Annotated in this window: 17 protein-coding genes and 2 pseudogenes; 5 read left to right on the top strand and 14 right to left on the bottom strand. The window is 40.5% G+C overall.

The features are described 5' to 3' along the window. The first annotated feature begins 1 nt into the window (after position 1). On the top strand, positions 2-157 hold the full coding sequence (locus FIU21_RS01900) for a hypothetical protein (RefSeq protein WP_004359625.1): 156 nt from the start codon (positions 2-4) through the stop codon (positions 155-157). 368 nt (positions 158-525) lie between these two features. On the opposite strand, the gene FIU21_RS01895 is transcribed toward FIU21_RS01900, so the two are convergent. Both FIU21_RS01895 and FIU21_RS01890 read right to left on the bottom strand, forming a co-directional pair. Next, complete coding sequence (locus FIU21_RS01895) at positions 526-1503, bottom strand: FecR family protein (protein ID WP_036885976.1); 978 nt, start codon at positions 1501-1503, stop codon at positions 526-528. Between the two features lie 679 nt (positions 1504-2182). After that, positions 2183-2707: an RNA polymerase sigma-70 factor gene (locus FIU21_RS01890; protein ID WP_004359623.1), complete on the bottom strand. Its 525-nt coding sequence runs from the start codon at positions 2705-2707 to the stop codon at positions 2183-2185. 257 nt (positions 2708-2964) lie between these two features. On the opposite strand from FIU21_RS01890, the gene FIU21_RS01885 reads away from it, so the two are divergent. Together FIU21_RS01885 and FIU21_RS01880 are read left to right on the top strand one after the other, a co-directional pair. After that, entirely contained in the window at positions 2965-6303 is a 3339-nt protein-coding gene (locus FIU21_RS01885) for a SusC/RagA family TonB-linked outer membrane protein (RefSeq protein ID WP_036885974.1), read from the top strand. A gap of 4 nt (positions 6304-6307) precedes the next feature. Further along, positions 6308-7840, top strand: a complete 1533-nt coding sequence (locus FIU21_RS01880) for a RagB/SusD family nutrient uptake outer membrane protein (RefSeq protein ID WP_004359621.1) — start codon at positions 6308-6310, stop codon at positions 7838-7840. 927 nt (positions 7841-8767) lie between these two features. On the opposite strand, the gene FIU21_RS01875 is transcribed toward FIU21_RS01880, so the two are convergent. The 7 genes and pseudogenes from FIU21_RS01875 to FIU21_RS01845 all read right to left on the bottom strand — a co-directional run bounded on the left by FIU21_RS01875 (position 8768) and on the right by FIU21_RS01845 (position 17109). Then, a complete protein-coding gene (locus tag FIU21_RS01875; protein ID WP_004359620.1) occupies positions 8768-9076 on the bottom strand; it encodes a hypothetical protein in 309 nt (102 codons plus the stop codon). 45 nt (positions 9077-9121) lie between these two features. Further along, positions 9122-9646: a hypothetical protein gene (locus FIU21_RS01870; protein WP_004359619.1), complete on the bottom strand. Its 525-nt coding sequence runs from the start codon at positions 9644-9646 to the stop codon at positions 9122-9124. A 414-nt stretch (positions 9647-10060) separates the two neighbouring features. Continuing rightward, a pseudogene (locus tag FIU21_RS13440) lies at positions 10061-11518 on the bottom strand (DUF4091 domain-containing protein); the annotation flags it as partial. A 42-nt stretch (positions 11519-11560) separates the two neighbouring features. Beyond that, positions 11561-12937 (bottom strand): annotated as a pseudogene (locus FIU21_RS01860) (sialidase family protein); the annotation flags it as partial. 24 nt (positions 12938-12961) lie between these two features. Then, positions 12962-14950 carry a glucosamine-6-phosphate deaminase gene (locus FIU21_RS01855; RefSeq protein ID WP_004359616.1) on the bottom strand — a complete coding sequence of 663 codons (1989 nt, stop codon included), beginning with the start codon at positions 14948-14950 and terminating at the stop codon, positions 12962-12964. After that, positions 14950-15738, bottom strand: coding sequence for a glucosamine-6-phosphate deaminase (gene nagB / locus FIU21_RS01850; protein WP_004359615.1), 789 nt, complete (start codon positions 15736-15738; stop codon positions 14950-14952). Before nagB ends, FIU21_RS01855 begins: the two co-directional genes overlap by 1 nt. Before the next feature lie 54 nt (positions 15739-15792). Continuing rightward, positions 15793-17109, bottom strand: a complete 1317-nt coding sequence (locus FIU21_RS01845; protein WP_004359614.1) for an MFS transporter — start codon at positions 17107-17109, stop codon at positions 15793-15795. 256 nt (positions 17110-17365) lie between these two features. Here FIU21_RS01845 and FIU21_RS01840 point away from each other — a divergent pair, with 256 nt between their 5' ends. Next, positions 17366-18910, top strand: a complete 1545-nt coding sequence (locus tag FIU21_RS01840) for an alpha-L-fucosidase (RefSeq protein WP_004359613.1) — start codon at positions 17366-17368, stop codon at positions 18908-18910. A 246-nt stretch (positions 18911-19156) separates the two neighbouring features. Here the strand turns inward: FIU21_RS01840 and FIU21_RS01835 are convergent, their stop codons facing one another. The 5 genes from FIU21_RS01835 to FIU21_RS01815 all read right to left on the bottom strand — a co-directional run bounded on the left by FIU21_RS01835 (position 19157) and on the right by FIU21_RS01815 (position 24485). Continuing rightward, a complete protein-coding gene (locus tag FIU21_RS01835) occupies positions 19157-19765 on the bottom strand; it encodes a type 1 glutamine amidotransferase family protein (RefSeq protein WP_036886029.1) in 609 nt (202 codons plus the stop codon). A gap of 786 nt (positions 19766-20551) precedes the next feature. Then, entirely contained in the window at positions 20552-21439 is an 888-nt protein-coding gene (locus tag FIU21_RS01830; RefSeq protein WP_004359611.1) for a hypothetical protein, read from the bottom strand. Further along, a complete protein-coding gene (locus FIU21_RS01825; RefSeq protein WP_004359610.1) occupies positions 21429-21806 on the bottom strand; it encodes a LytTR family DNA-binding domain-containing protein in 378 nt (125 codons plus the stop codon). The genes FIU21_RS01830 and FIU21_RS01825 overlap by 11 nt, the downstream gene beginning before the upstream one ends. A gap of 113 nt (positions 21807-21919) precedes the next feature. After that, entirely contained in the window at positions 21920-22555 is a 636-nt protein-coding gene (locus FIU21_RS01820; protein WP_004359609.1) for a SanA/YdcF family protein, read from the bottom strand. 679 nt (positions 22556-23234) lie between these two features. Beyond that, entirely contained in the window at positions 23235-24485 is a 1251-nt protein-coding gene (locus FIU21_RS01815) for a phosphoglycerate kinase (RefSeq protein WP_004359608.1), read from the bottom strand. 117 nt (positions 24486-24602) lie between these two features. Here FIU21_RS01815 and queC point away from each other — a divergent pair, with 117 nt between their 5' ends. Continuing rightward, on the top strand, positions 24603-25259 hold the full coding sequence (gene queC / locus FIU21_RS01810) for a 7-cyano-7-deazaguanine synthase QueC (RefSeq protein WP_004359607.1): 657 nt from the start codon (positions 24603-24605) through the stop codon (positions 25257-25259).

Raw genomic sequence — 25259 nt, 5'->3', positions numbered from 1 at the left:
AATGGAGAACTTACAATATTTTATAGCCCTCCTTGCCGTATTAGTTATCGGTCTTATTCTGATTAAGAAGATAACAGGTTGTATCTTCCGCATCATCATTACGCTTGCAATTCTTGCTTTTGCTTATTGGGCTTTGACTGGTTCACACGTCCTTTAGAAATCCTATTATTGAATTATTTACGTGAGAATAGATATTACTTTCTCACGTAAATAATTCTTTTTATAGTGTCGTTTGATTAAATCTTTCTCATCTTGGAAAGCTATTAGCGTCTTACTATCTTCATTATAACGACCATAATGCCCCTTTCTCTTTATCTTCAACCGATGTGTTGATGCCTAACACATGTCGTGCGGATGGTAAGCACCAATGGTGCTGACCGCTAATAACATTTTAATTTGTTATTGAAGTAGAGTTGAGTTGTCGTTAGAAACGAGTTATATAGTCTCTTCTCATTTTATAGCTTTTCCAAAATTTAAGAAACTGATTTAGCCGTTTCGTGGCAAAAAGATAGCTCTCTCAGAAACTTATTCTGAGAGGGTTATCTCTTTGTCGTGGATGGTGTAGTGGAAAGAGATGGTATAAGAAAGTCCGTCTAAGACATTTCTTATATCCTTGTTTCTCTTGATTACACCTGTGTAAGTTTTTGTGTGGTCTAACTTAGCGTCAACAATAATCTTGTAATCGTAGAGCTGCTCAAGGATTTTGGCAATCTCATTGATTCGCATATTGTTAAATGGGATTATGTCGTCACGCCATACAGCGTCGGCAAGTGCATAACTGTTTTCTGTCTTAATGGTCTTGGAATCCTTGCTGACAGTAGCCTTTTGGTTAGGATGAAGGACAACCTTTCCTTCTCCGTTCAGTCCTGTTACTTCCAATCTACCTTCTATCAAACTGATAACTTCTTTTCCATCAGTAGCTTGATCTTTAAAGTTGAAGGTTGTTCCCAATACCTTTGCTGATGCTCCATCACTGTTTACAATGAATGGTTTTGCAGCGTTCTTTGTTACGTGGAACAATGCTTCGCCCTTTAAGTTTACCTTACGCTCGTCGCCCTCAAAGTTATCTGCATAACTAATTGTAGCTCCCTTGTTGAGCCATACGGTAGAATTATCAGGTAAAACGACTTTCTTTACCTCGTTCATCGCTGCAATAGTAATCGTTTCTGCAGACTGGTGAAGATAGGCAAAGAGTCCTCCTCCAATCAGTAATACGGCAACAATAATTGCTGCAGCATAGCGGAGAAAATAAAGTTTATTCTTATTTCTGTTCTGTTCTTCGTATTCAGTGATTTGGTCAAATAGTTTAGTCTCTGCTTCTTCAATTTTCTTAGATGTAGCAAACGAGTTGTTCTTTCCTAAATGGAAAGCCAACTCCATCTCGAAGAATTCCTTTTGGTTTTCCTCCGAGACTGCCAGCCATTCAGCCAGCTGCTCCATCTCCTTGGCTGTTGCTTTGCCAATAAGATAGTCTTTAATGGTCTTGTTATTTATTTCACTCATTCTGTTTTGTTTCAACTGAGGCGTATTGTATTTTAATATTTTAGTCAGCAGTTTTCCTGCTACTCATTTCTTATAACAACCTAATTCGTCTTTTTACGTAATAGGAATTAATAAAAAATGTTATAAAGATTGATATATCATCAGATTATATAATGTGTTTACATTGCTAACTAAGGGTTGATGGTGTATTCTTCTCAATAAATATTGTTGTTATATTCCTTTACTTCTTACACCATCGATGCCTCTGTGGGCTACGTGTCTTTAAATAAAAGCACTATTAGCCTCATATCTCCGTGGGGGATTTATCTCAAAAAAGCAAGGAAATATATTGACAAAATATTCGAAGAAAAGGTAGAAAAATGGCATAAAAGTGATTTATTTTAGTGCATTTGTAAGTTGTTTACTATCAGATAGTTGTAAATAAGGATTTTAAAAGGTGGTTAATTGGACTTCAAAAGGGCGTTAGTAAGAGCTCAAAAGGGCACCTTTTGCAAGCCTAAAGGGCGTTAATTGCAAGCCATTTTGTGGTCTTTATAAAAGCAATATGTGAAAAATTAGGACAAAGCTTGGTGTTTTGAGGTTTGGAGTATAAGGTCTATTTTTTGTGTTTAAACTTTTAAGAGATGCCACTTATAACCACTATAAATTTCTTGCCACATACTTTTTCTTTGAAAAGTCCTTAAGTATGTCGCTTTAACCTTGTTCTTAAAGTCTTCAAAGCCTTGTATAAATGTACCTCAACAGTGCGAATCGAGATTCCTAACTGCTCTGCAATCTCCTTGTTTTTCTTATCGTGCTGATAACTCAGTATGAAAACTTCACGACATTTAGCAGGAAGTTCGCTGATGGCATCGTTGATTTGCTTTCTTGTTTCCAGTCCTTCTATGTAGCCCATTACGTCGTTAGCCTCTGGGTCATAATAGTCTAACTTGAACTGAGTTACTTTCTTCACGCTGTCAGCATGGTTATTGACAACGGTGCGGTGCTTAATGATATTGAGCGCACGAGTATAGACAATACGATAGAGGAAAGCCTTGATATGGCTCTCGTCTTCAATGTCTTCTTTTCGTTTCCATAACTCCATGAAAGCTTCCTGTACGATATCCTCTGCCTCATCGTCTTGTACAAGACGAGTAGCATAGAAGGAGAGGGAGGGATATAATGCCCTAAATATCTGTCGGAACCTTTGTTCTGGTAATGTCATTGTTTATTCTTTAATCCTGCTTACTATGGTTCTATCCTATCTACAACTTTATTTTTTGCAATGTTGTTAGCAGGAGAATTTCAATATTTATGAACAAAGATACACTTTTTATACTTGTAAAGAGGAATGAAGGGGTTAATTTATGTGAAATGGGTATGAGGCATCTTTATTAAATAAAGATAATTGACTATCTTTGTGTATGTAAACTCAATGTTTTGTTAGTGTATTGTAAGAATAATACTATTTAAACTGATTCCATGGTGATAGATGGTCGTCTGAAAGTATTACTTTCCCTCAGAACGTTTATGTGTGCCTTTCTTTTGATGATAGGTGTACATAGTGTTTCTGCACAGGTATCACTAACAACAAACCAAACTGATTTAAAGACTGTTATACAACGAATTAAGTCGAAAACTAAGTATCGTTTTTTCTATGATGATGCGCTTGGGAAACAGAAGGTTAATGCTGTTTCTATAAGTAATTTACCGATTGATTTTGTCTTGAATAGACTCTTTGAAAATACGGGGATAACTTATAAAATCATCGATAATATTATCTATCTGAAGAAGGAGAAACCAGCTATAAAAAATAGATATACGAATAGTACGGAAGCTGCTTACCAACAACGTAAGAGAGAGGAGCCTGTTGCGCCAACGCTCTATACCTTTAATGGGCAGGTGCAAGATGTAGAGGGTAATCCGCTTATTGGTGCAACCATCATGGTAAAGGGTAGTTCTAAGGTACGTGCGATGTCTGATTTAGAGGGTAAATTTGTCCTAAAATCAGAAACACCTAACCCTATTTTGATTATTTCTTGTATCGGTTTTGATGCGATAGAAAAGCGTATAGAGAATAGAAATAATCAGTTGTTTGTGTTGAAGGAGAGTCCCTATGAGTTAGAGGCAGTCTTTGTAACAGCTTTGGGTATCAGCCGTTCGGGTACGGCTTTGAACTATAATGTCAAGCAGATGGATGGTGACGAGTTGAACAAGGTGAAGACAACTAACATTGCTAATGCCTTGGCGGGTAGGATGGCTGGTATCTCTGTTAATGAGTCTGCAGCAGGAATGGGGGGTGCAGCACGTGTGGTAATGCGTGGTCCGAAGTCTTTAGCGCAGAGCAATCAACCGCTTTATGTGGTCGATGGTATTCCTATTAACAATCGTAGTAATGATGATGTGAAGGGGGGCATCTATTCGATACAGCCTGGTGCAGAGGGTATTTCAGATATTAATCCTGATGATATTGAGAGTGTGTCGGTGCTTAGTGGTGCTGCTGCAGCAGCCCTCTATGGATCAGCCGCAGCGCAGGGGGCTGTGATGATTAAGACAAAATCGGGTCGAGTGGGGAAGACATTGGTGGAGTTTTCTACAAGTACACAGTTCCTTTCTCCCTTCGTCTTACCTGATTTCCAGAATGAATACGGCAATCGTACCAATGAGATGAAGTCATGGGGAACGAAGAATACGTCGGGTACTGGTGGTTACACTCCAAAGGATTTCTTCCGTACAGGAGTCAACTTTACGAATAATGCGACAGTGATGTCAGGTACAGAGCGCAATCAAGTCTATCTTTCTTTGGGTTCGTCTACTGTGCGTGGTATCATTCCGAACAATGATTTTGAACGTTATAATCTCACATTTAAGAATGTATTCTCGGCATTACAGGACAAGCTAAGGCTTACTTTTTCTTTTAAGTTTGTCAGAGAAAATGATAAGAATATGTTGGCACAGGGACAATACTTTAATCCACTGACTTCTGTCTATCTCTTTCCACGTGGAGAAAGTTTTGATGCTATTAAGGAGTTTGAGTCTTATGACGTAGCACGCAATATCAATTTGCAGAATTGGAGCTATGGAGACGACTTGAAGATGCAAAACCCTTATTGGGTTACGAACCGTATGTTGAAGACAACAAAGCGTAACAGATACCTTACAGACCTTGGTGTGAAGTATCATCTTACGAATTGGTTTGCCCTTGAAGGAAGACTTCGTTGGGATGAAGCTGTTAATAGATTGGAAGACAAACGATACGCTTCAACGCTTGATATTTTCGCTCATTCGCCTTATGGATATTATAGTTATTGCAAGATAAATGACCGTTCTTTCTATGCAGATGTTATGGCTGACGTTACTAAACGGTGTGGTACTCTCTCGCTGGTAGCAAACGTTGGTACTGCTTTCTCACATACATCCTATGACGTGTCAGGCTTTCAAGGAGGTTTAAAAGCGCCTTCAAATATCTTTACTCCTAATGGAATAGATTATAATAGAGTGTCGGGAGATAACCGTCCAATCTTTGATATCACGCGTCATGCAATTCATTCCGTACTTGGGAGTGTGGAGTTAGGCTGGCAAGAACGTGTTTATCTGACAGTGACAGGGCGTAACGACTGGGACTCTTCACTTAGTAATACAGCCCAACAGTCCTTCTTCTATCCTTCTGTGGGTATGTCGGCTATTCTCTCAAAGATGCTCAAATTGCCGAAGTTCATTGACTTCTTGAAGTTCCGTACCTCATGGGCATCAGTGGGTTCTGCCATTTCTCCTAATATTTCCTCTGCTTGGCGTTATGAGTATATTCCTTCTACTGGTACTTACCATACGGTTACTTATAAGTTTCCAGACAACTTCTATCCAGAGCGCACGAACTCTTGGGAAGCAGGAATGACGGCACATCTGTTTAAAGAAGCTATGTCTGTAAAGTTCACGTTGTACCAATCTGACACGAAGAATCAAACCTTCCTTCGTTCTATTACACTTGGTGGGGCGTTTAATCGTGAGTATATTCAAGCAGGAGATGTGCAGAATCGAGGTTTAGAATTGAGCATTGGCTATAACAAGAAGTGGAGTAATCTTCGTTGGTCAACCAATATGACTTATAGTACAAACCGTAACCGGGTTGTTAGATTACTTGATAATCCTAACGAGACATTGCGTCAAGGAGGTCTGAATGGTTGTGAGGTGATATTGATGCAAGGTGGTACGATGGGGGATCTCTATACATTCACCGATTTTAAGCGTGATGCACAAGGGAATGTTTTGCTCAATACCGATGGGCAGGTGATGCAGATGGAGTTAGCTTCACCTAAGTTAGTTGGTTCTGTTTTACCTAAGGCGCAACTTGGTTTGAGCAATAATTTCTCATGGAAGGGAATAGAACTTGGAATGTTGATAACAGCCCGTTTAGGTGGTGTCTGCGTGTCACAGACGCAAGCTTTTATGGATTCGTATGGCGTTTCTAAGAAGACTGCAGAACTGAGAAATAACGGTGGTGTCTCAGTTGGCAATCAGTTGGTTTCTACGGAGAAGTATTATACAGTTGTCGGAGGAGAAACTCCGATTTGGGATGAGTATGTCTACAGTGCTACTAACGCCCGAATCAAAGAGCTTTATTTGGGTTATACCTTCGATAAACTGATTCGTGGTGCAAAGGTGTCTGTGGCTTTGACAGCAAGAAATCTCTTGATGCTATATTGTAAGGCACCTTTCGACCCCGAGGCAACTTCCTCAACCGATATTTATTATCAAGGATTTGATTATTTCATGCAGCCCAGTCAACGCTCATTGGGCTTTAGTATCAACGTAAAACTCTAAGATTATGAAGTTGAGTAGAAAGAAACTGTTTTTCTTCTTCTGTCTGCTGACAGTCTTTTCTTCCTGTACGGGTGAATTCGTTGATATTAACCGACCAGGCAGTAAGCTATCGCCAGAGGAGTTGAAGCGCGATAACTACGCTGTCGGTTCATTTTTGATTCAGATGCAGGGGGTAGCTTTTCCAGAGCAGGAGAATGCTTATCAAACAATGATAGACTTCGTTGGTAATTATCTTGGGCGTTATACCACCTACACCAAGGAATTACCAAAGAATCATACACTCTTTAATGCAAGCAATGCTTGGTGTGCTTGGCCTGCTTCTTATGCTCCTCCTATGGTATCTGCATTTGATGAGGTTGTCAAACTGAATGGTAAGAAGAATATTTCTTATGCGTGGGCATTGATTCTGCGTGCACAGGCTTTCCTTCGCTTTACAGATATCTATGGATCTTTCCCACTCAGTATGAATGCAGATAATACGGAGGTTTATACATCTCAGAGAGATATCTATTTACAGCTGATAAAGGACTTAAATGAGGCTACTACTTATATCTCATCTGACACGCAACTGGCTAAGGAAATGATAGTCTTTGCACCATACGACCTCGTATATAAGGGTGACTTCAATAAGTGGCGTAAGTTTGCTAATTCGCTTAAATTGCGCATTGCTGTGCGTATCAGTAATGTAGAACCAACGTTGGCACGTTCTTTAGCTGAACAAGCGGTGAGAGATGGTGTCATAGAAGGGAATGAGGACAATTGTGCTATTCGTTATAATAAGTCGGGTTTGTGGACAACTGCTGTTTCATGGGGCGACAGTCGTATCTGTGCTGACATTGAAAGCTATATGACTGGCTATAAAGATCCACGAATGAGTATGTATTTCCTACAGCCTATGACGGCAGGGCAGCGTAAATATATTGGCTGTCGGGCTGGAGCAGCGATAGGGAGTAACATTGTTGCTAAGCGTCTTTATTCAACAGTCAATGTGCAAGAAACGACACCAAGTTTATGGCTCACTGCATCGGAAATGGCATTTTGTAAGGCGGAAGGCGTCTTGCGTGGTTGGAATATGGGTGGTGGTACTGCCAAGGAGTATTATGAACGAGGCGTAACATTGTCTTTCAATCAATGGGGAGCAGATGGTGTTGTAAACTATTTGTTGGATGACACCTCGACAGAAGCTAACTATGCAGATGCCTTAGGTGGCTTTGGTGGAGCGGCTGCAAAGGCTTCTACGATCACCATAAAATGGGACGACAATGCGCCTATGGATGAGAAAATGGAGCGTTTGATTACGCAGAAGTGGATTGCTTTGTTCCCAAATGGACAGGAAGCATGGAACGAAATTCGTCGTACGGGTTATCCTCGTATCTTCTCTGTACCACAGGCAACAAATGGTTATACGTTGTTGACGCCTAATAGAATACCTTTTGATAAGAATCAACAGATTAATAATCGCAGTAATTACGACAAGGCTGTCGAACTTTTAGGTGGTCCTGATGATTACGCAACACAAATGTGGTGGCAGAGATAGATTGTCTTTTTGTGTTCATTTTAGCAATAGTTTGGCGGAAATTTGTTTACAAAAATCTGCGCTTTGAGATGCTGTTCTTATACTCAAAATGACAGTTTTAGTCACTCTTGTAATCATCATATAGTCAGATAGTTATAAGAGTGTATTTGTAAAGGTGCTTAATTGGACTTCAAAAGGGCGTTAGTAAGACCTTAAAAGGGCATCTTTTGCAAGCCAATTGGGCGTCTTTTCGAATCCAATTAATCATCTCTTTATTTTATTATGATGATTTTTTGTTTACAAATAAAAGAGCTCTTTCGAAATATGGAGTGATAAACTAAAAGTCTTATATCATAGGCACACGGAGTCACGGAGGGGACGGAGGTAAACGCAATGTTACGGAGGTGCCGACGGCACAAAGAGCTACGGAGGTGTAGCGTACAGATTCTTGATAACTATTTTGAGGTAAACGCTTTGTATATAAATTGCTAATAGCATTGATAAATAGGCTCCGTTGCTCTATGCACCGACGGTACCTCCGTGACTTCCATTGCTTTTTTTAACCCAAATCGGTCATTAGAGGCTAAACATATTTTGTTTTATTATCGAGCAGATTGTTTGACTTTGTAATGCAGACGTAGTGGGCTACGTCAAGTTACAAAGACATACAAGATACCGATAAGAAAAAAAAGATGTTAGGAAACAATACCATAGTAATAAGAATTATACATATTGTGGTCTAATGACCGATTGGGGTTAAATAATTCTCCGTCTTCTCCTTTTCTCTGTGTGACATTTTGTAAGAAACCTAACCTTAAGTGACAAACCTTATCACTCCAAAATCCTGAAGACCCAATAAAAGAACTATAAACGTGTAGATTAAAAATAATAATCGAGTAGAAAGGAAAGGTTTAGTTTTCTTTCTACTCGATTTTTACTTGTTAAGGGTTATGCTCTTTTCAAGTACGCAGCAAGACCATGGCGTGGACCAAGATATTTGACGTCTATTGTAGTAATAGGCTTGATTTCTTCTATGACATATTTCTGTCCTTGATAATTGATGATTTGTCCAACTTGATACTCTGCGTTGAAACGAACCATCTGCTTCTTGCAGCGTTCAGAGACACCAAGGAAAAGCATACGACCAGTTCCATCTGAAAAGATCTCAATCTTTGGTGTAAACTTTCCGTAGTTGATATTGTACCATACCCCTATGACTATTGCTATGATTCCGCACAAGATAACAAGTGCAGCCATTATGTAATATGTGTTTATCTCCATTTGTGAATGTTGAAATGTAGGTTAATTCTTTTGATACTTATGCATATCCCAGTTCGCATAGCGTTCAAGATTCTTGTGTAGAACGTCAGCCTGTGAGAAGTACTCCCATGGAATGTTATGGGCTGATATACCCAATACGGCACAATCTATGAAAATGCTTTTTTGATATTTCCCGTAGTGGAAATAAACTTTATTGTGCTCTACACGTTCCAATTTACCAAACATTGTTACAAAGCCGATTCCATCCTCATAGATTTGTAACTCCATGAAGGGCTGTTTCTCTTTCCATTTTATCAGCGTTCCTATTACTAAAAGAATTGCAATTATCCAGAGACCATGAATAATAAAGTTTACTCCAGATGAGAGCCAAGCTACGCCTTTCATCGAATTAGCAAAGTCTAACATAGCTTGCTGTACGTTTGGTATGCGTGTAATGCCATAAATAATTAGGAATACAACCCATCCTTGTATAACTCCTTTCCATTTTCCTTTCCCTTCATATTGGCTTGCATCCAATATGTGTTTAGAAACTAATTTGTCTTCCATTTGATTTTTATAAGTTGTTTATTTGCTACAAAGATATAAAAGTTCCTACATATGAGCAATTTAAATAGTTTTTTTTGTTGTAAGATGCTCTCTCTTTTTGTCCATTTGATGTTATTTATTAGATTGAAAGGAATATTTTTTCTTTTATTGTGTAGGATATAACCATTTGTGAATAATTCTAATTCAGTTTCTCAATATGACGATGATAGGGTAATTCCATTAAAAATGCGTTTCCTGTCTTTTTTATCATCTCATGTATGCTGTAAATTTGTAAATTTATAATCGGCTTACTTGAGTTGTTATAAATGACAGGAAAAGAATTTCATCGTAATATAATAGTAGTATTGTGTAATACCTCCTTAATTTGTTTTGGCTTAATCACTTCGGGTTTTGAAAGACCTTTCCCTATAATGTTTATTTGTTGAGCAGTAACTCAATCTTATTTATGCTTGATTTCAATTCAGCCTCGTTTGGTGTTGGATTTTTGAACTGAGAGAGAGCGTCTTCTAACATCTGTAAAGCTTTCTGATTTCTTTTTTGCTTGTACTCCTTGCGTAATATCTCAATCTTTGTAACGTTTTGTACACCTCTTATTATATGTTCAAACCGGCGGCTTGAGTGCATTCCTGGATATACGATGTAGGTGTCTCCCGGTGTGAACAACTTAAAGCGACTGTCATACATTGGGTTATCAGTCCAGTTCATCCATGCCCAGCGGAGGAAACCATTGAAGCCATTAGCAATACAATAGAGTGGGAGGTAGGTTGCTTCTATCGGCTCGTTGTTGCTGCCAACATTTGGCATGGCATTGGGACAGGCGGTATAGGAGGTGCTAATCCAACCTTTTGATTTTCTCAAAGCAAGGTCTTCTTGTGTGAATTGTTGCTTCCAAGCAATGCAATAGTCATAGATTTTATCGACAAGTTCTTTGTGGTAGTTTCCTGCTAATGACATCTTGATACCCGGTGCTGCCTCCTGCGCAATTTGGTAGGCGTCTTGCATAGCATCGAGGGCGCGTTCGTCCATTGCTATGACTGTTCTGTCAAACCAACCTTTCTCCTTCTGGTGGGCAGCAAAGGAACGTAAGAATGGAATCCATAAGTCGCTGTACTCTTTGCTATTAGTTGTCGTTTTAAGTTCCTTATAGCTTTTCGAGGCTTCATCATAATAGGTGAAAGTCATGTCCCAAGGCACCATTGAAAAACAATTGATATCTCCATTGATTCCACAAGAGTCGAGGAATGAAATCCAACGGTCGAAGGCAGTATAATCATACGACCATGTTCCGTCTGCCTTTCGTGTCGTTTCAATCATCGCATCGAACTTGTCATTGCTCTGTACGCCCCAAGGTTCGTAGAAGAGAATGGCTGATGCATTGTGTTGTCCTGCACGTGCAAGCAACTGCATGTATGGCCGGAGGATGTCAAGGTGTGCTTGACTCCAAGGAGCTACACCATAATATCTACTAACAGCGTAGGGTTGTTGCCAGAAGTTGAGATGGAAGTTGTCAGAGAGGGTGAGCTTGCGATTAAGCACTTTTATTGTGAATGGGATGGTGCTGACTATCTTACCGTCTTGTTGTAGCAGTAAGTTTAATTTGTAGCTACCTGCCTTAATGTTTTGAGGAATCTCAATTGTGCACCATGCAGACTTGCCATACATAGAATCATCAGCCTTTATGCTATCATCGCCAATGATGTCGGGCATGAGCCATGTCTGTAAGGAGTCGGGATGATTACCACAGTTTTGGAAGTCATCGGTGATAACGGCAGAAAGAAAATGAGCTGTAGCAGTCGACAGGAGTCGATTGCTACAGCTCATAGTTAATTTCAAGTTGCCCTTTACCACTTCTGGCAATGGGAACTCAAGTCCGATACGTTCGCCTTTCCAGGCTGTTATTTCTTTCTTTTCACTTGCTTTTTTTTTTACAGCAAGTGGTGCTTTGGTCTGATGTGCCTTAGCTGCATCAACCACGTACTTAGAACGATCAACGTAAGGAAGAATGTCATATTCTCCATTAGTAATCGCCTTCAATGACAGACTCTTGAACTCAATGTCATAGCCGTCATTCTGTCCGCGAACCTCATAGAGGAAGCCGATACGCTGGTTCTTCATAAGTACCATTGTTGAATAGCATGAAGACTCGTCTGTTACACGCAGACCTTTCTTCCAGTTGCTACCCAATGCCTTTGCTGTAGAATAGTCAGCGTAAGCTGCTAACTCCTTATAGAAGAAACCTACACTGTCGCGACGTGCGCTGAGTGGTACTGACTGAAGGGCTACAAAAAGCTTCTTGCCGTCAGCAATTCGCTTTGCAGGAACAATCAGAATACCACCGTTGCAGGCATTTACCTGCTTGCCAGTCATATTCTGTGGCATAACCTCTTCGCCCCAGCTACCTGTAGCTTTCGCTGCATCTTTGTAAGTAAAGATATTAAAGCGTCTGCCTCCGTAAACGTCACGGCAGCTCAGTAATACGCTACCATCAGGCATCTCCTCAACCTTTGACTCGTCCTGAGCAATAGAAGGAGCCTTTGAAGGAGTACCTAAGACATGCCATGTGCGACCGAAGTCGTCAGAATAGATAACAAAGGTACCGCAACGGTCAACGCCTTTCTGACGGATAGGATGTGCGATGTAAAGGCGATAGAACTTGCCATTACGGATGTAACGGCTCTGCATAATCTTACCTGATGTGAGGAAAATACCATCTGGGTTGCCACCATTAGGCAGCTTTCCATCGTATAGACCGTGAATCATCTCGGTAAGGTCTGTTCCATTGTCCCATGTCTTACCACCATCAGTACTGTGGAAGAAGTAAGCGTGCTGTGGGTTCTGACGGGTTGCAGTCTGATAAGCACTCTTACCTGCTACACAGTGAAGTAATACATTATCTGACGTGCGGTCAGCAATGATACTTGGGTCACCGAAAGCAGTACGAATTGGGTCAGCTGCATGTTCGTTACCGCGTGCTACGCAAACAGTATCAGACCAAGTCTTACCAAAGTCCTTACTCGTTCGCATAACAATGTTAATCTGCCACAAACCATTTCTGTTGTTCCATCCCACGTCGGTATGACTAAGGCGGAAGTCGCAAGCTGCTAACAGTGTTCCCTTACGTGTCTCGGTAATAGCTGGGATACGATAAGGAACAGGGCTGTTTGCTCTATCAAAAACGATGGTGGTAAAACCATCATCGTTCTTGATATTATTGCTCTTCTCTGTTCCCATTGCACCTACCTGTAAGAGTGAGGCGCAGAGGGAAACAGTTAATAAGATCTTCTTATACATTAATTCTTGTTTGTCTTATAAGTACTAAAACTTGTATTCAACAAATGCTTCCATTGCCTCGTAGCAAGCCAAACCTAAGTCATCATAAAGCTTAGCAGTACCACGATTGCGGTCTTCTGAACGCTGCCAGAAAAGACGTTCGTCGTTGCCAAGGAATGGAGCACTTTCCATCTGACTCTGGTGTTTGAGGATAGAGTTACGCTTTGCACGTAGCTCTTCAGGACTGATAGGAACACACATTTCGATGTTCTCAATTTCCCATTCTGCCCAAGCACCACGATACATCCATACGCGACAATCCTTCAACCATTCAGACTTAGCTTCCTTCTCGAGGTCGATAGCAGCCAAAACAGCATCTGTACACTTACGGTGAGTACCATGTGGGTCAGCCAAGTCGCCAGCTACATAAATCTGATGTGGCTTAACCTTTGTAATGAGTTCTCTTACAATGTTCACATCAGCTTCGCCCATTGGGAGCTTCTCAATCTTACCAGACTCATAGAAAGGAAGATCGAGGAAGTGAACATGGTCGAGAGGAATCTGATTAAAGGTTGAAGCAGTACGTGCCTCGCCACGACGGATAAGTCCCTTGATGGTACGGATATCCTGTGAGTCGATGTCTCCTTCCTTCTTGTTCTTCAAGAACTCCTTAATCTCTTTGTACTTAGACTTGATAACCTCATCTTGCTCATTAGCAAAGAGCTGATTAAAGCCGTTGATGAAGTGCATGAAACGTACAACTTCCTCATCACCTACAGCGATGTTACCTGATGTCTCGTAAGCTACGTGAACGTCATGTCCCTGCTGTACCAAACGACGAAGTGTACCACCCATTGAGATAACATCATCGTCAGGGTGTGGAGAGAATACAATCACTCTCTTTGGGAATGGATTAGCACGTTCTGGACGATAGGTGTCGTCAGCATCTGGTTTACCACCTGGCCAACCTGTAATTGTATGCTGGAGATCATTGAAGATCTTGATATTTGCATTGTATGCAGAACCATAGAGTGCAAGGAGTTCGCTAAGACCATTCTCATTGTAGTCCTTGTTGGTCAACTTGAGAAGTGGCTTACCTGTAATCTGGCAAAGCCAAACAAGTGCAGAGCGTACTAACTTATCTGTCCATTTGCATGAAGCAACGAGCCAAGGATGCTGAATACGTGTCAACTTAGCGGCTGCAGAGAGGTCAATAACAACATGCGCATCGTTATGTGTTTGCAAGAAAGATGCTGGAATAGCATCACTTACTTTACCCTCAACGGTCTTCTTGATAATGTTAGCCTTCTCTTCACCCCATGCAGTAAGGAATATCTTACGTGCAGAAAGGATTGTGCTAACACCCATAGTGATAGAACATGGAGGAACAGACTCCTGAGAACCGAAGCTCATCTTCATCTCCTCACGTGATGTCTCGTCAATCAAGATAAGACGTGAAGCAGAGGTAATGCTTGAACCTGGCTCGTTGGTAGCGATATTACCCATACGGCCAATACCTAAAAGGATAACATCAAGACCACCTAATTCCTTAATATGCTGCTCGTACTGACGGCAATGCTCCTGTACATCATTCTGAGCAATAGTACCATCTGGCGTAAAGATGTTCTCTACATCAATATCAATATGATTCAAGAAACGCTCTTTGAGCTGATTGATACCACGATTTACGTTTTCCTCGCTCAGTGGGAAATACTCGTATGCGTTGAATACAACAACATTCTTGAAACTCAACTTACCAGCTTGATGACGCTTGATAAGTTCCTGGAAGATAGGAGTGAGGGAAGAACCAGAGCCTACGCCCATAACATACTTTCTTCCTTCTTGTTCTCTCTTCTTGATGTCTGCCTCAAGGTGGTTGGCAATGTCGATAGCTCCTTCTTCAATTGTTGGGAAGATATCGGTAGGAACCTTCTCAAAACGTGTTATCTCAGAGCGTTCAATAGCTGTTGCAGGACGATAAAACTCCTCAGGTATTTGATTGAGTACAATCTGTGAACTTAAATTCAGTTTCATTACAAGTTCTCCTTTTCTATGTCTTTAAAGTATTTGTATGTTTCTACTGTTAGCTTGTCTGTTGCACTTTCATCACAAACGATGATACCATGCTCGTGCATCTGTAAAGCACTGATAGTCCACTTCTGTGTGAGCGGACCTTCAACAACAGCACGCAAAGCTTCTGCCTTGTTGTGACCATTTACAAGAATCAACACTTCCTTTGCATCCATTACTGTACCAACACCTACTGTCAGTGCATGTACTGGAACCTTGTTAGGATCATTGTCAAAGAAACGTGAGTTTGCAATACGTGTATCTGAAGTCAATGTCTTGATACGAGTGCGTGAACGGAGAGATGAGCCTGGCTCGTTGAAAGCAATGTGACCATCAGGGCCGATACCACCCAAGAAGAGGTCGATACCACCTGCCTCACGAATCATCTCCTCATAATGCTGGCACTCAGCTTCGAGGTTCTCTGCATTACCATTCAAGATATGAATGTTCTCCTTTGGGCAGTCGATGTGGTTAAAGAGATTCTCAGCCATAAAGCTGTGATAGCTCTGTGGGTGACTCTCTGGCAAACCAACATACTCATCCATGTTGAATGTAACAACATTCTTAAAGCTTACCTTACCTTCTTTATATGCCTTTACCAACTCAGCATACATGCCCTCTGGTGAAGAACCAGTTGGCAAACCGAGTACAAAAGGCTTGTCTTGATTCTTAGCAGCATTAATACGCTCAATAACGTAGTTTGCTGCCCATTTAGACAACTTTTCGTAGTTAGGTTCTATGATTAATCTCATAATCTTTGGTTTTAATTATTATGTTTTGGTTTATTATGTTATAAAATTCTTTTCTTATGCTTCAAGTTTTTCTGTCTTCGTATCATCTGTATAGGTGAATGGGACAAACCATGTAACCAACAGTGCTGGAATAGTACATACCAATACGAAGATAAAGAACTGGCGATACCCCAAGAAATCGCTGAAAACACCACTCAACATACCGGGTAACATTACACCCAGGTTCATGATACCACTTGCGAAAGCGTAGTGTGCCATCTGGTGTTTACCTGGTGCAATCTGTTGCATCATAAAGAGGGAGAGTCCAACAAAGCCGAAGCCATAGCCGAAGTATTCCATTACGATAGCACCACCAATCAACCAAAGGCTCTCTGGCTGATAGATAGCTAAGAATGTATAAGCTATGAATGGGATATTGAATACCAATGCAAGTGAGAAGAGACTCTTTTGTAGTCCTCTCCATGCAATGTAATAGCCTGCAAGGATTGAACCGATGACAAAGGCTGCAGCACCAAAGGTACCATAGCAAAGTCCAATCTCTTGTTCACTCAATCCTAAACCTTGGTCGGCACGTGATGCCTTGAGGAAGAGAGGAACAATCTTCATTACAAACCCTTCAGCAAAGCGATAGAGGATGATGAAGAAGATATAATATACTATGTGTTTCTTCTTGAAAAAGTCGATAAATACCTCAACAAGTTCACCTAACGATTCTTTTAATGTTTTAGGAGAATCAGTTGTAGTCTTCTTTGGATTTGGGAGTATAATGATGTGGTAACAGCCTATCACTAACATGATTGTAGCGATAATAAGCATGATAAACATCCATGCCTTTGTTACGCCGAAATGTTCAATAAACGTACCTGCAAGGTAGACTAATCCTCCAGTCGCAGCAATCTTTGCAATGTTATAGAATGCTCCTTGCCAACCAATCCATCGTGCTTGCTCTTCGTTTGAGAGCACAGACATATAGGTTCCGTCTGCTGCTATATCATGCGTAGCACCACTCAGCGCAATAACAGCAAGTATCGCTATTGTGACGGGGAAGAAGAAAGGAAGATGAAGGGCAAAGGCTACTAAGGCAAAAAGCACACCTGTAAGCAGCTGTGTCAATACAACAAAGAATTTCTTTGTCTTATAAATCTCTAAGAACGGACTCCATAAAGGCTTCAAAGTCCAAGGAAGCATGATGAGAGAGGTCCAAAAGGCTATCTGCTTGTCAGATACTCCCATTCCTTTATACATTAGTGTACAAACCATATTGAGTACGACGAAGGGCATACCCATGGCAAAATAAAGTGTAGGAACCCATGTTGCTGGACTATGCAGCATCTTGTTTTCCTCTTTTAGGTTCTTAGGGTTTAGACTCATTTTCTTTATATAGGATTTCTAAAGAAAGTAACAGTTAAAGAGAGGTTTTTACTTATCAAAAAGGTTTTATTTAACTTTAATTTACCAATGCAGTGAATCTCTTACTTTGAAAACCGCACTTCTCTGAATTCATACTATTGTACATATAACGCTTATAAATGTGTTTTATTGTGAACGTATTTGGTTTTCTCGACGAAAATATTTAAATTTGCCGTAGAATATTAAAATTACATTTATAAATCATTACCTAATAATTATGTGGCTGAATTCTTATTCCCATTTTTTTAAGGCAACGATAGCTTGTACAAGCTTATTATTCTCGCCGGTAGTTCTTCCAACGCTTCATGCTCAGGAGCAGAACGTTGTAATAATCAATCCGACAGATTCTCCTGCGGAAATTGTTCGTAAGGCAGCAAATGTCGTTCCTTCTGCTCGTCAGTTTAATTGGCAGCGTCAGGAACTTACTGCTTTCTTGCATTATGGTATAAACACCTATACTGGTAGAGAGTGGGGCGATGGTAAGGAGTCACCAGCTATCTTTAATCCTACTGACCTTGATGCTGATCAGTGGATACGTGAGTTGAAGGCAGCAGGCTTTAAGTGTGCTGTCCTTACTTGTAAGCACCATGATGGTTTCTGTTTGTGGCCATCGGCTTATACAGAACATAGTGTTAAGAACTCTCCATGGAAGAAGGGTAAAGGTGATGTTGTACGTGAGGTGAGCGATGCCTGCAAGAAGTATGGTATGGACTTTGGTGTCTATCTCTCTCCTTGGGATCGTAATTCAGACCTTTATGGAACTGAAGCTTATAACGACTTCTTTGTTAAACAGTTGACAGAATTGCTTACACAATATGGTAAGGTAAGTGAAGTGTGGTTTGATGGTGCTTGTGGTGAAGGACCAAATGGTAAGAAGCAGGTGTATGACTTCGTACGTTGGTATGAGCTTATTCGTAAGTTACAGCCAGAGGCAGTGATAGCTGTCATGGGACCTGATGTTCGTTGGGTTGGTACAGAGACTGGCCGTGGTCGTGAGATGGAATGGAGTGTTGTGCCAAAGGACAATCTTGATCAGGATGCTATTGCAAAGAACTCACAGAAGGAAGTACTGACTGCACCTGTTGGTGATATGATGGGGCAAGACCTTGGTAGTCGTAAGAAGATTGAAAAGGCAAAGTCACTTATTTGGTATCCAGCTGAGATTGACGTATCTATCCGTCCGGGATGGTTCTATCATGAGGATCAGGATAGCAAGGTGAAGTCGCCTAAGGAACTGATGGATATCTATTTCACATCTGTTGGAATGAATGGTGTACTCCTCTTGAATCTTCCTCCTAATAAGGAAGGTAAACTCTCTGAGGCTGATATAAGAAGTCTTCGTGGTTTCCGCCAGTTGTATGCAACAACCTTTACTGATAATCTTTTGGCGAAGGCTAAGGTTACTTGTGTGCTTTCAGAGGGTAAGGGTCGCAATGTTATTGACGATAATTATGACACATCTGTACGTCCAAAGATGAAGGATGGTAAGGCTGTCTTCCTGTTCAAGCTGAAGAAGCCAGCTACCTTCAATGTTCTTTCTGTGCAAGAGGATATCCGTAAGGGACAGCGTGTAGAGAAGTTCTCACTTGAGGTGAAGGATGCCAAGGGCAATTGGAAGAAAGTAACTGAGGGTACAACCGTTGGTCATAAGCGTTTGCTGAAGTTCCCTGTTGAAACTGCTAAGGAGGTACGCCTTATTATCAGTGAGGTGCGTGCAGTGCCAACTATCTCTGAAATTGGACTTTATCGCTTAAGAGATTAGAATATCATTCTCAGACTTATTACAACAAGTTATATAGAAAGAGCGTGTGTCAAAATGCAAATTAATAACTTGACAACTTTCAAACTATAAGTAGTTTTTCCTAAAACAAAGAAAAGACCATTTCTTTACTCAAAATCGAGTACAGAAATGGTCATTTTTAATGAATTGTTTCAAACTGTAAGATTATCAAATTGGTATATACATTTTGATACACCCTCTCCTAATCAATTTTATTTGTTAGTATTACTACTGTTTTACAAATCCATTCTTATAAAAGTCATACCAATCTGCAATCTTTTTAGGAGTATTGGCTTTCAGAAGTAAGAGCATTTCACGAGTGAACTCCAAGTGACCAGTAATATTTGCTGTAACGATATTTTTATCACTTACAGCCTGTGCGTTCACATATCCTGTTTCGTTCGTGTATCTTTCACCACTCCATTGTTTAAGTTGGTCGAGACCATTACCCGTATGTTTTACGTTGTTCAAGAAGCCATGAGCACACAGAAATGATGCTCCGTTGCATATAGCTCCTACGGGTTTGCCATTATTCAATGCTTCTTGTACCAATGGCTCAACAAGTTCTGCTTCAGGAGAATCCCATTGATTGCCACCGATAAGCACTAAGGCTGCATAGTCTTTGGGCATATTCTCAAAAGAATAGTTGGGCAATGTTTTGAATCCACCAATGGAACAGACTGCATCTAATGTCGGAGCAACTGTATGCACTCTGTACTTGATTTCACTACCTGGTATTACGCCAACATGAAGGGCTGTAGAGAGAAAAGCACCTTCCCAATCTGTGTACTCATTCAATAAGACAAACAAAACTTTTTGAAGGTTAAGTAGTGCCATTATCTTATTCGCATCTTCATGATTGGCTGTGTTGTATAGTGTGGCATCGTCAACCCATTTCTTTTCAATGTAATCGTGCATAGGATAAGCATTGATAGCAGCTTGAATACTGTCTTTGCCGTAACCAATTGTACAAGCACAAATAGCCACATCGCATCCCAAATCCTTTAATTCTTCGAGATGATTCTTTATAGAGCATTCTCCTCTTGAATAATCTCCCTGTGTAACAATACCAACTTTTCTTCCGTTGTATTCTATGACATCAAGAAAATCACCATTGGATATTTCTTTAAAATAACTGTTAGAATTTTGAGAGCTTTGTTCCAATAGCTTATCATGCACAATCGTTAGTGTTGTTGTTTTCCCACTATTTTGGGGACCTCTTAATGAGATAATTTCCATATTATTTATATTTTAATTACAAACAAAATAACTCTTCAGCGATAATGAACGTTGAATATCAAGAACTTATAAACGTAACATTGTGGCAAAAAGGCTCGAAATGACATTCTTTACCAGAACTTGTATGTATCTATTAATGTAACTTGTTGATAATCAACAGTAGTTTATACATCTTATCGCTGAATAGTTACGTATAACCTTATTCATTGATTAAATGCTTTTAAAAAATAGTGCAAATATACAAAAATAACAAGATATAAACATCTTATTCAAACTAAAATATATATTTTGTCTTAAGAACTAAAGTTTGTCATACTCTCTTCAATATATTTACGTACAAATGAGTCTTTTATTCTTTTATTTGATATTCCTATTAACTTGTTTCTATTTTGTTTTCTTAAATATCAACAGGTTATCTGAATATCCCTTCCAATCAGCCACTCCACAAATACTATCTGTTGGTGTGCGATAGAAGGTGTTGCCGTTGTTTCCACCTGTCAGATAAATGGCATCGGTAAAACCATAGTCGGCAAGGGCTTGTGCAAAGTCGTAGAGGGATTCTTTATGGATTGTCTCAACATACCAAATCATTGTAGAGCCTGCCTTACGTGCTAATGCACAGCGTGTCACTTTTCCCTTTAAGGCAAACTGCTCCTCGCATATTTGTCCTGCCGATACGAGGGCAAATTGGCGGAATAGACTTCCATTGTGGGCTTTGACATACTCCTTTATGGAATCATCTTGACCGATACCTATTTGCCACTTGTCGCCAACAATAGCTACAAAACCAGCCTTGTTATGGTTGCTGGCATACTCCTTACCATGATAGATAAAGTCGCCAATGTATTTGTACTGATGGTTTTCATCCCAATAGAAGTCCCAACCATGTGTGACGAGGCAGACGGTAGAGTCGCTGTCAGAAGGGGCAGTGCGAGATAGGGTAGGTGTGAGTCCATGCAGTTCGTATAGTCTCATACTTACTCCATAGAGTGAGTCTATTTTCATTGTCACACCTTGTAGAGAATCTGTCGGCATTTTTTCCAAGTCGCGAATAATTTCATTTGAAGTGCGACTTAGTGGGTAATCAAAAGCGAGGGTACTGCTATTTGCTTTCTGCCAGAAGTAGAAAGTTGCTGTAGAAAGGACGATGAAAGCAAGCACTATAAGTCCTACCCACCACCTTCGAGATGTTAGTTGCTGCTTGTCTGTTAGCTGAGAAGGCTTGAACTCCGTACCTCCTAAGAACTGAATATCGTCGTCACTATAGCTCATTCTGTTTTTGTTTTAAACCCTCTTCAAGGAGCTGCAGCGCTTTATGGGAGATAGAGTCGAGTACTATCTTTTGTGATAGTTCTTTTCTCCACAGGCTCAGCTGGTCCTTCTTCGTGTCAATTCTACTGATATAGTGAAGGTTGAGAACGTATTGTTTACCCACCCTTACGAATACAATTTCTTGCTGTCTCATCTGTTGATCAATGAGTTCTGTAATGGCTTTGAGGTTCATCCATAACTGTATCTCCTCACCATTTGAAAGCGTCATCACACAGTAGTTGCCGTCTGACCGGATATAAAGAATCTCGTCAAACGCCAGTCGCATCATTTCTGTGCTTCCGTTTTGTATGATTAACAGCTGTTTCACTACTTATTGTCAACAAATTGTTATAGTACTGCAAATTTAGTAATAAAAAGCTATACTCTTGTTGCTTTGTATAGAAAATCTATTTCTGTCAGTCATTCAATGGTTTAGAATGGCTACTCACAGAAGTCTTTTCGATGTGTAATATACAAGTCAATAAAGAGTTTAACTCTTGCCAGCAACTCCCTTATATGTGTCCATATCGCCCTTGGATGTCGTACGTCATCAGCATTATATCCCACAGCTTTAATATTCATCTTGTCTGCTAAAAAGATGCTACGTTCATTGTGCCACTTCTGTGAGATGATAATCATATCATTTACTCCAAAGTGTTGCTTAATATTTCTCATAGAGAGTAGGGTGCGATAGCCTTGTCCGTCCATTGTGATGATACTATCAGGCACACCTCTTACTATAAGGTCGTGGCGCATTGTTTGTGGTTCGTCATATCCTTCGCGCTTGTCTCCACTGATAATAAGTTGTTTGAACTTCCCATGTTTGTAAAGTTCTACAGTCGCCTTGATACGTGCCATATAGAAGGAACTCGGTCTTTTCCCTCCCCTTGCCTTTGGGTTAGTACCGAGCAGTAAGGCTGTCTGCATAGTGGGAACATCATTGATATCATTGAATGTTCTTCCTTTTGCATTCTTATCAACAATAATATTGCACAATGCAATTATCGCTCCGAGTATAGCAATGATAGCGGTGGTGGAAAGAATGATTTGCTTTTTCCTTTGTTTGTTTTTCTTCATCTTTGTTTGAGTTAAATATATCATGTTGTCATGTACTTTAATGGTCATGTTTTGATACTGTTTTAATAACCTCATTGCAAAGTTAGTTTTAATCTTCTACTTACTCTCATCTTTTTTCTCCCTGCTGATGAAATAGTGCTCAAGCTGTATGAAACTGCGAGTTGTTAATTCATAATTCAAAATTCATAATTATGGTTACCGTTTGGGGGACAGTTTAAACGTCAAAGTTTAAGGTTTTAAGTTTAGTTATCAATTATCTTTACAAAACAATGGAAGATAAGGCAAGAAAAACCTCAAAAAATATGCGTTTTAAGCGTTCTTGTAAATGTTTTGTTATCAGGTTGTTGTGAGTGTGTGTTTTAAAAGGTGCTTAGTAAGGGTGCAAAAGGGCGTTAGTAAGGGTTCAAAAGGGCATCTTTTAGAAGCCAATTAGGCGTTAATTCAACTCCGATTAAGCATCTACTAAAATTGTAGGTATGAAGTTTTTATTACAAAAGAGTGTCGATTGATGAAGATTATAACCTGTTGTTAAGTTGTAAATCGTTAATTAGTTTCCTGTAAGCCATTAGATACTACTCTCGTATATGGTTCGTTTCCTCGTTTAGTTCGCTATATAAAAAAAGCCGTCACTTCATGATGAAGCAACGGCTTTTGTATATTTGAGAGATAGATAAATCTCTTACTTCTCGATAGCAGCTACACCTGGGAGTACCTTACCCTCGATAGCCTCGAGCATAGCACCACCACCAGTAGATACATAAGAAACCTTGTCAGCAAGACCAAACTTGTTAACAGCAGCAACAGAGTCACCACCACCAACGAGTGAGTAAGCACCATTCTCCTGAGTTGCCTGTGCAACAGCCTTAGCAATCTCACCAGTACCCTTAGCAAAGTTCTCCAATTCGAATACGCCTACAGGACCGTTCCAAAGGATAGTCTTAGAAGCGAGGATAATCTTCTTCCATGCCTCGATGCTCTCATCAGATGCGTCCATACCTTCCCACTCATCAGGAATCTGGTCGATAGGGAATACCTTACGCTCCGTGTCGTTAGAGAAATCCTTACCACAAACAGTAGCAACAGAGAGTGAAAGGTTTACACCCTTCTCCTTAGCTGCAGCAATAACGTTCAATGCCTCTGGCATCAAATCGTCCTCATGGAGTGACTTACCAATCTTACCGCCCTGTGCCTTGATGAAGGTATAACCCATACCGCCACCGATGATGAGGTTGTCAACCTTGTCGAGGAGGTTCTTTATAACACCGAGCTTAGAGCTAACCTTTGAACCACCGATGATAGCGGTGAAAGGATGCTGAGCGTTCTTCAATACGTTGTCGATAGCTGTAACCTCTTTCTCCATGAGGTAACCCAACATCTTGTGGTCAGCATCGAAGTAGTCAGCGATAACTGCTGTAGATGCGTGCTTGCGGTGAGCTGTACCGAATGCATCGTTTACATATACGTCAGCGTATGAAGCGAGCTTCTTAGCGAAGTCCTTCTGACGTTCCTTCATCTCTGCCTTTGCAGCGTCGAACTCTGGAGTTCCCTTCTCAACACCTACTGGCTTGCCTTCCTCTTCTGGGTAGTAACGAAGGTTCTCAAGCAAGAGAGCCTCGCCTGGTTTCAATGCAGCAGCCTCAGCTTCAGCGTTACCAGCGTCCTTAGCGAACTTAACCTCAACGCCGAGAGTATTGCTTACGTTCTTAACAATCTGGCTCAATGAAAGCTCTGGCTTCACTTTGCCCTTAGGCTTACCCATGTGGCTCATCATGATAAGAGCACCACCGTCAGCCAATACCTTCTTAAGTGTTGGCAAAGCACCACGGATACGTGTCTCGTCAGTTACATGACCATTCTCATCCAAAGGCACATTGAAGTCTACGCGGACGATAGCCTTATGTCCAGCGAAGTTAAAATCGTTAATTTTCATTTGTTCTTTATTATTTGTAACGTTATAATATTCCTATCCGCAAAAATACTAATTTTTGATGGATTGGTGAAATCAAACACTATCTTTTTTGTAAATTTGCAGAAAAATAAGATTGTAATGAAAGATTCGGTTATTATTGTCAGTGGTGGACTTGATTCTATCACGTTGCTTTATGATAAGGCGGAGACGATCGCTTTAGCAATCTCTTTCGACTATGGTCAGAACCATGGGGCTAAGGAACTGCCTTATGCTCAGTATCATTGTGAGAAGTTGGGGATTCCTCATATAACGATTCCACTGTCTTTTATGCACCAGTATTTTAAGAGTTCGTTGCTTGATGGGGCTGATGCTATTCCAGAGGGGCATTATGAAGAGGAGAATATGAAGTCGACTGTTGTTCCTTTCCGTAATGGTATTATGCTTGCGATTGCAACGGGTATTGCCGAGAGTCATGAGTTGAAGCGTGTGTATATTGCAAATCATGGTGGCGACCATACGATTTATCCTGACTGTCGCCCAGAGTTTATTCATGCGATGAATGGTGCTACGGAGGCTGGAACCTTTGTGAAGGTGCGTGTGGAGGCTCCTTATACGGAGATTACTAAGGCTGAGATTGTGGCGCGTGGTGCTGCGTTGGGAATAGACTATTCTAAGACTTGGAGCTGTTATAAAGGTGCTGATATTCACTGTGGTAAGTGTGGAACATGCGTTGAACGTAAGGAAGCCTTTGAAGCTGCAGGGGTGAAGGACCCAACGATTTATAGCAAGGAATGA

Origin of the sequence: Prevotella melaninogenica, from assembly GCF_013267595.1 — a bacterium.
Lineage (GTDB): Bacteria > Bacteroidota > Bacteroidia > Bacteroidales > Bacteroidaceae > Prevotella > Prevotella melaninogenica_D.
Note: the sequence above shows the minus strand (reverse complement) of the source record. Positions and strands in the feature narration are given on the sequence as shown.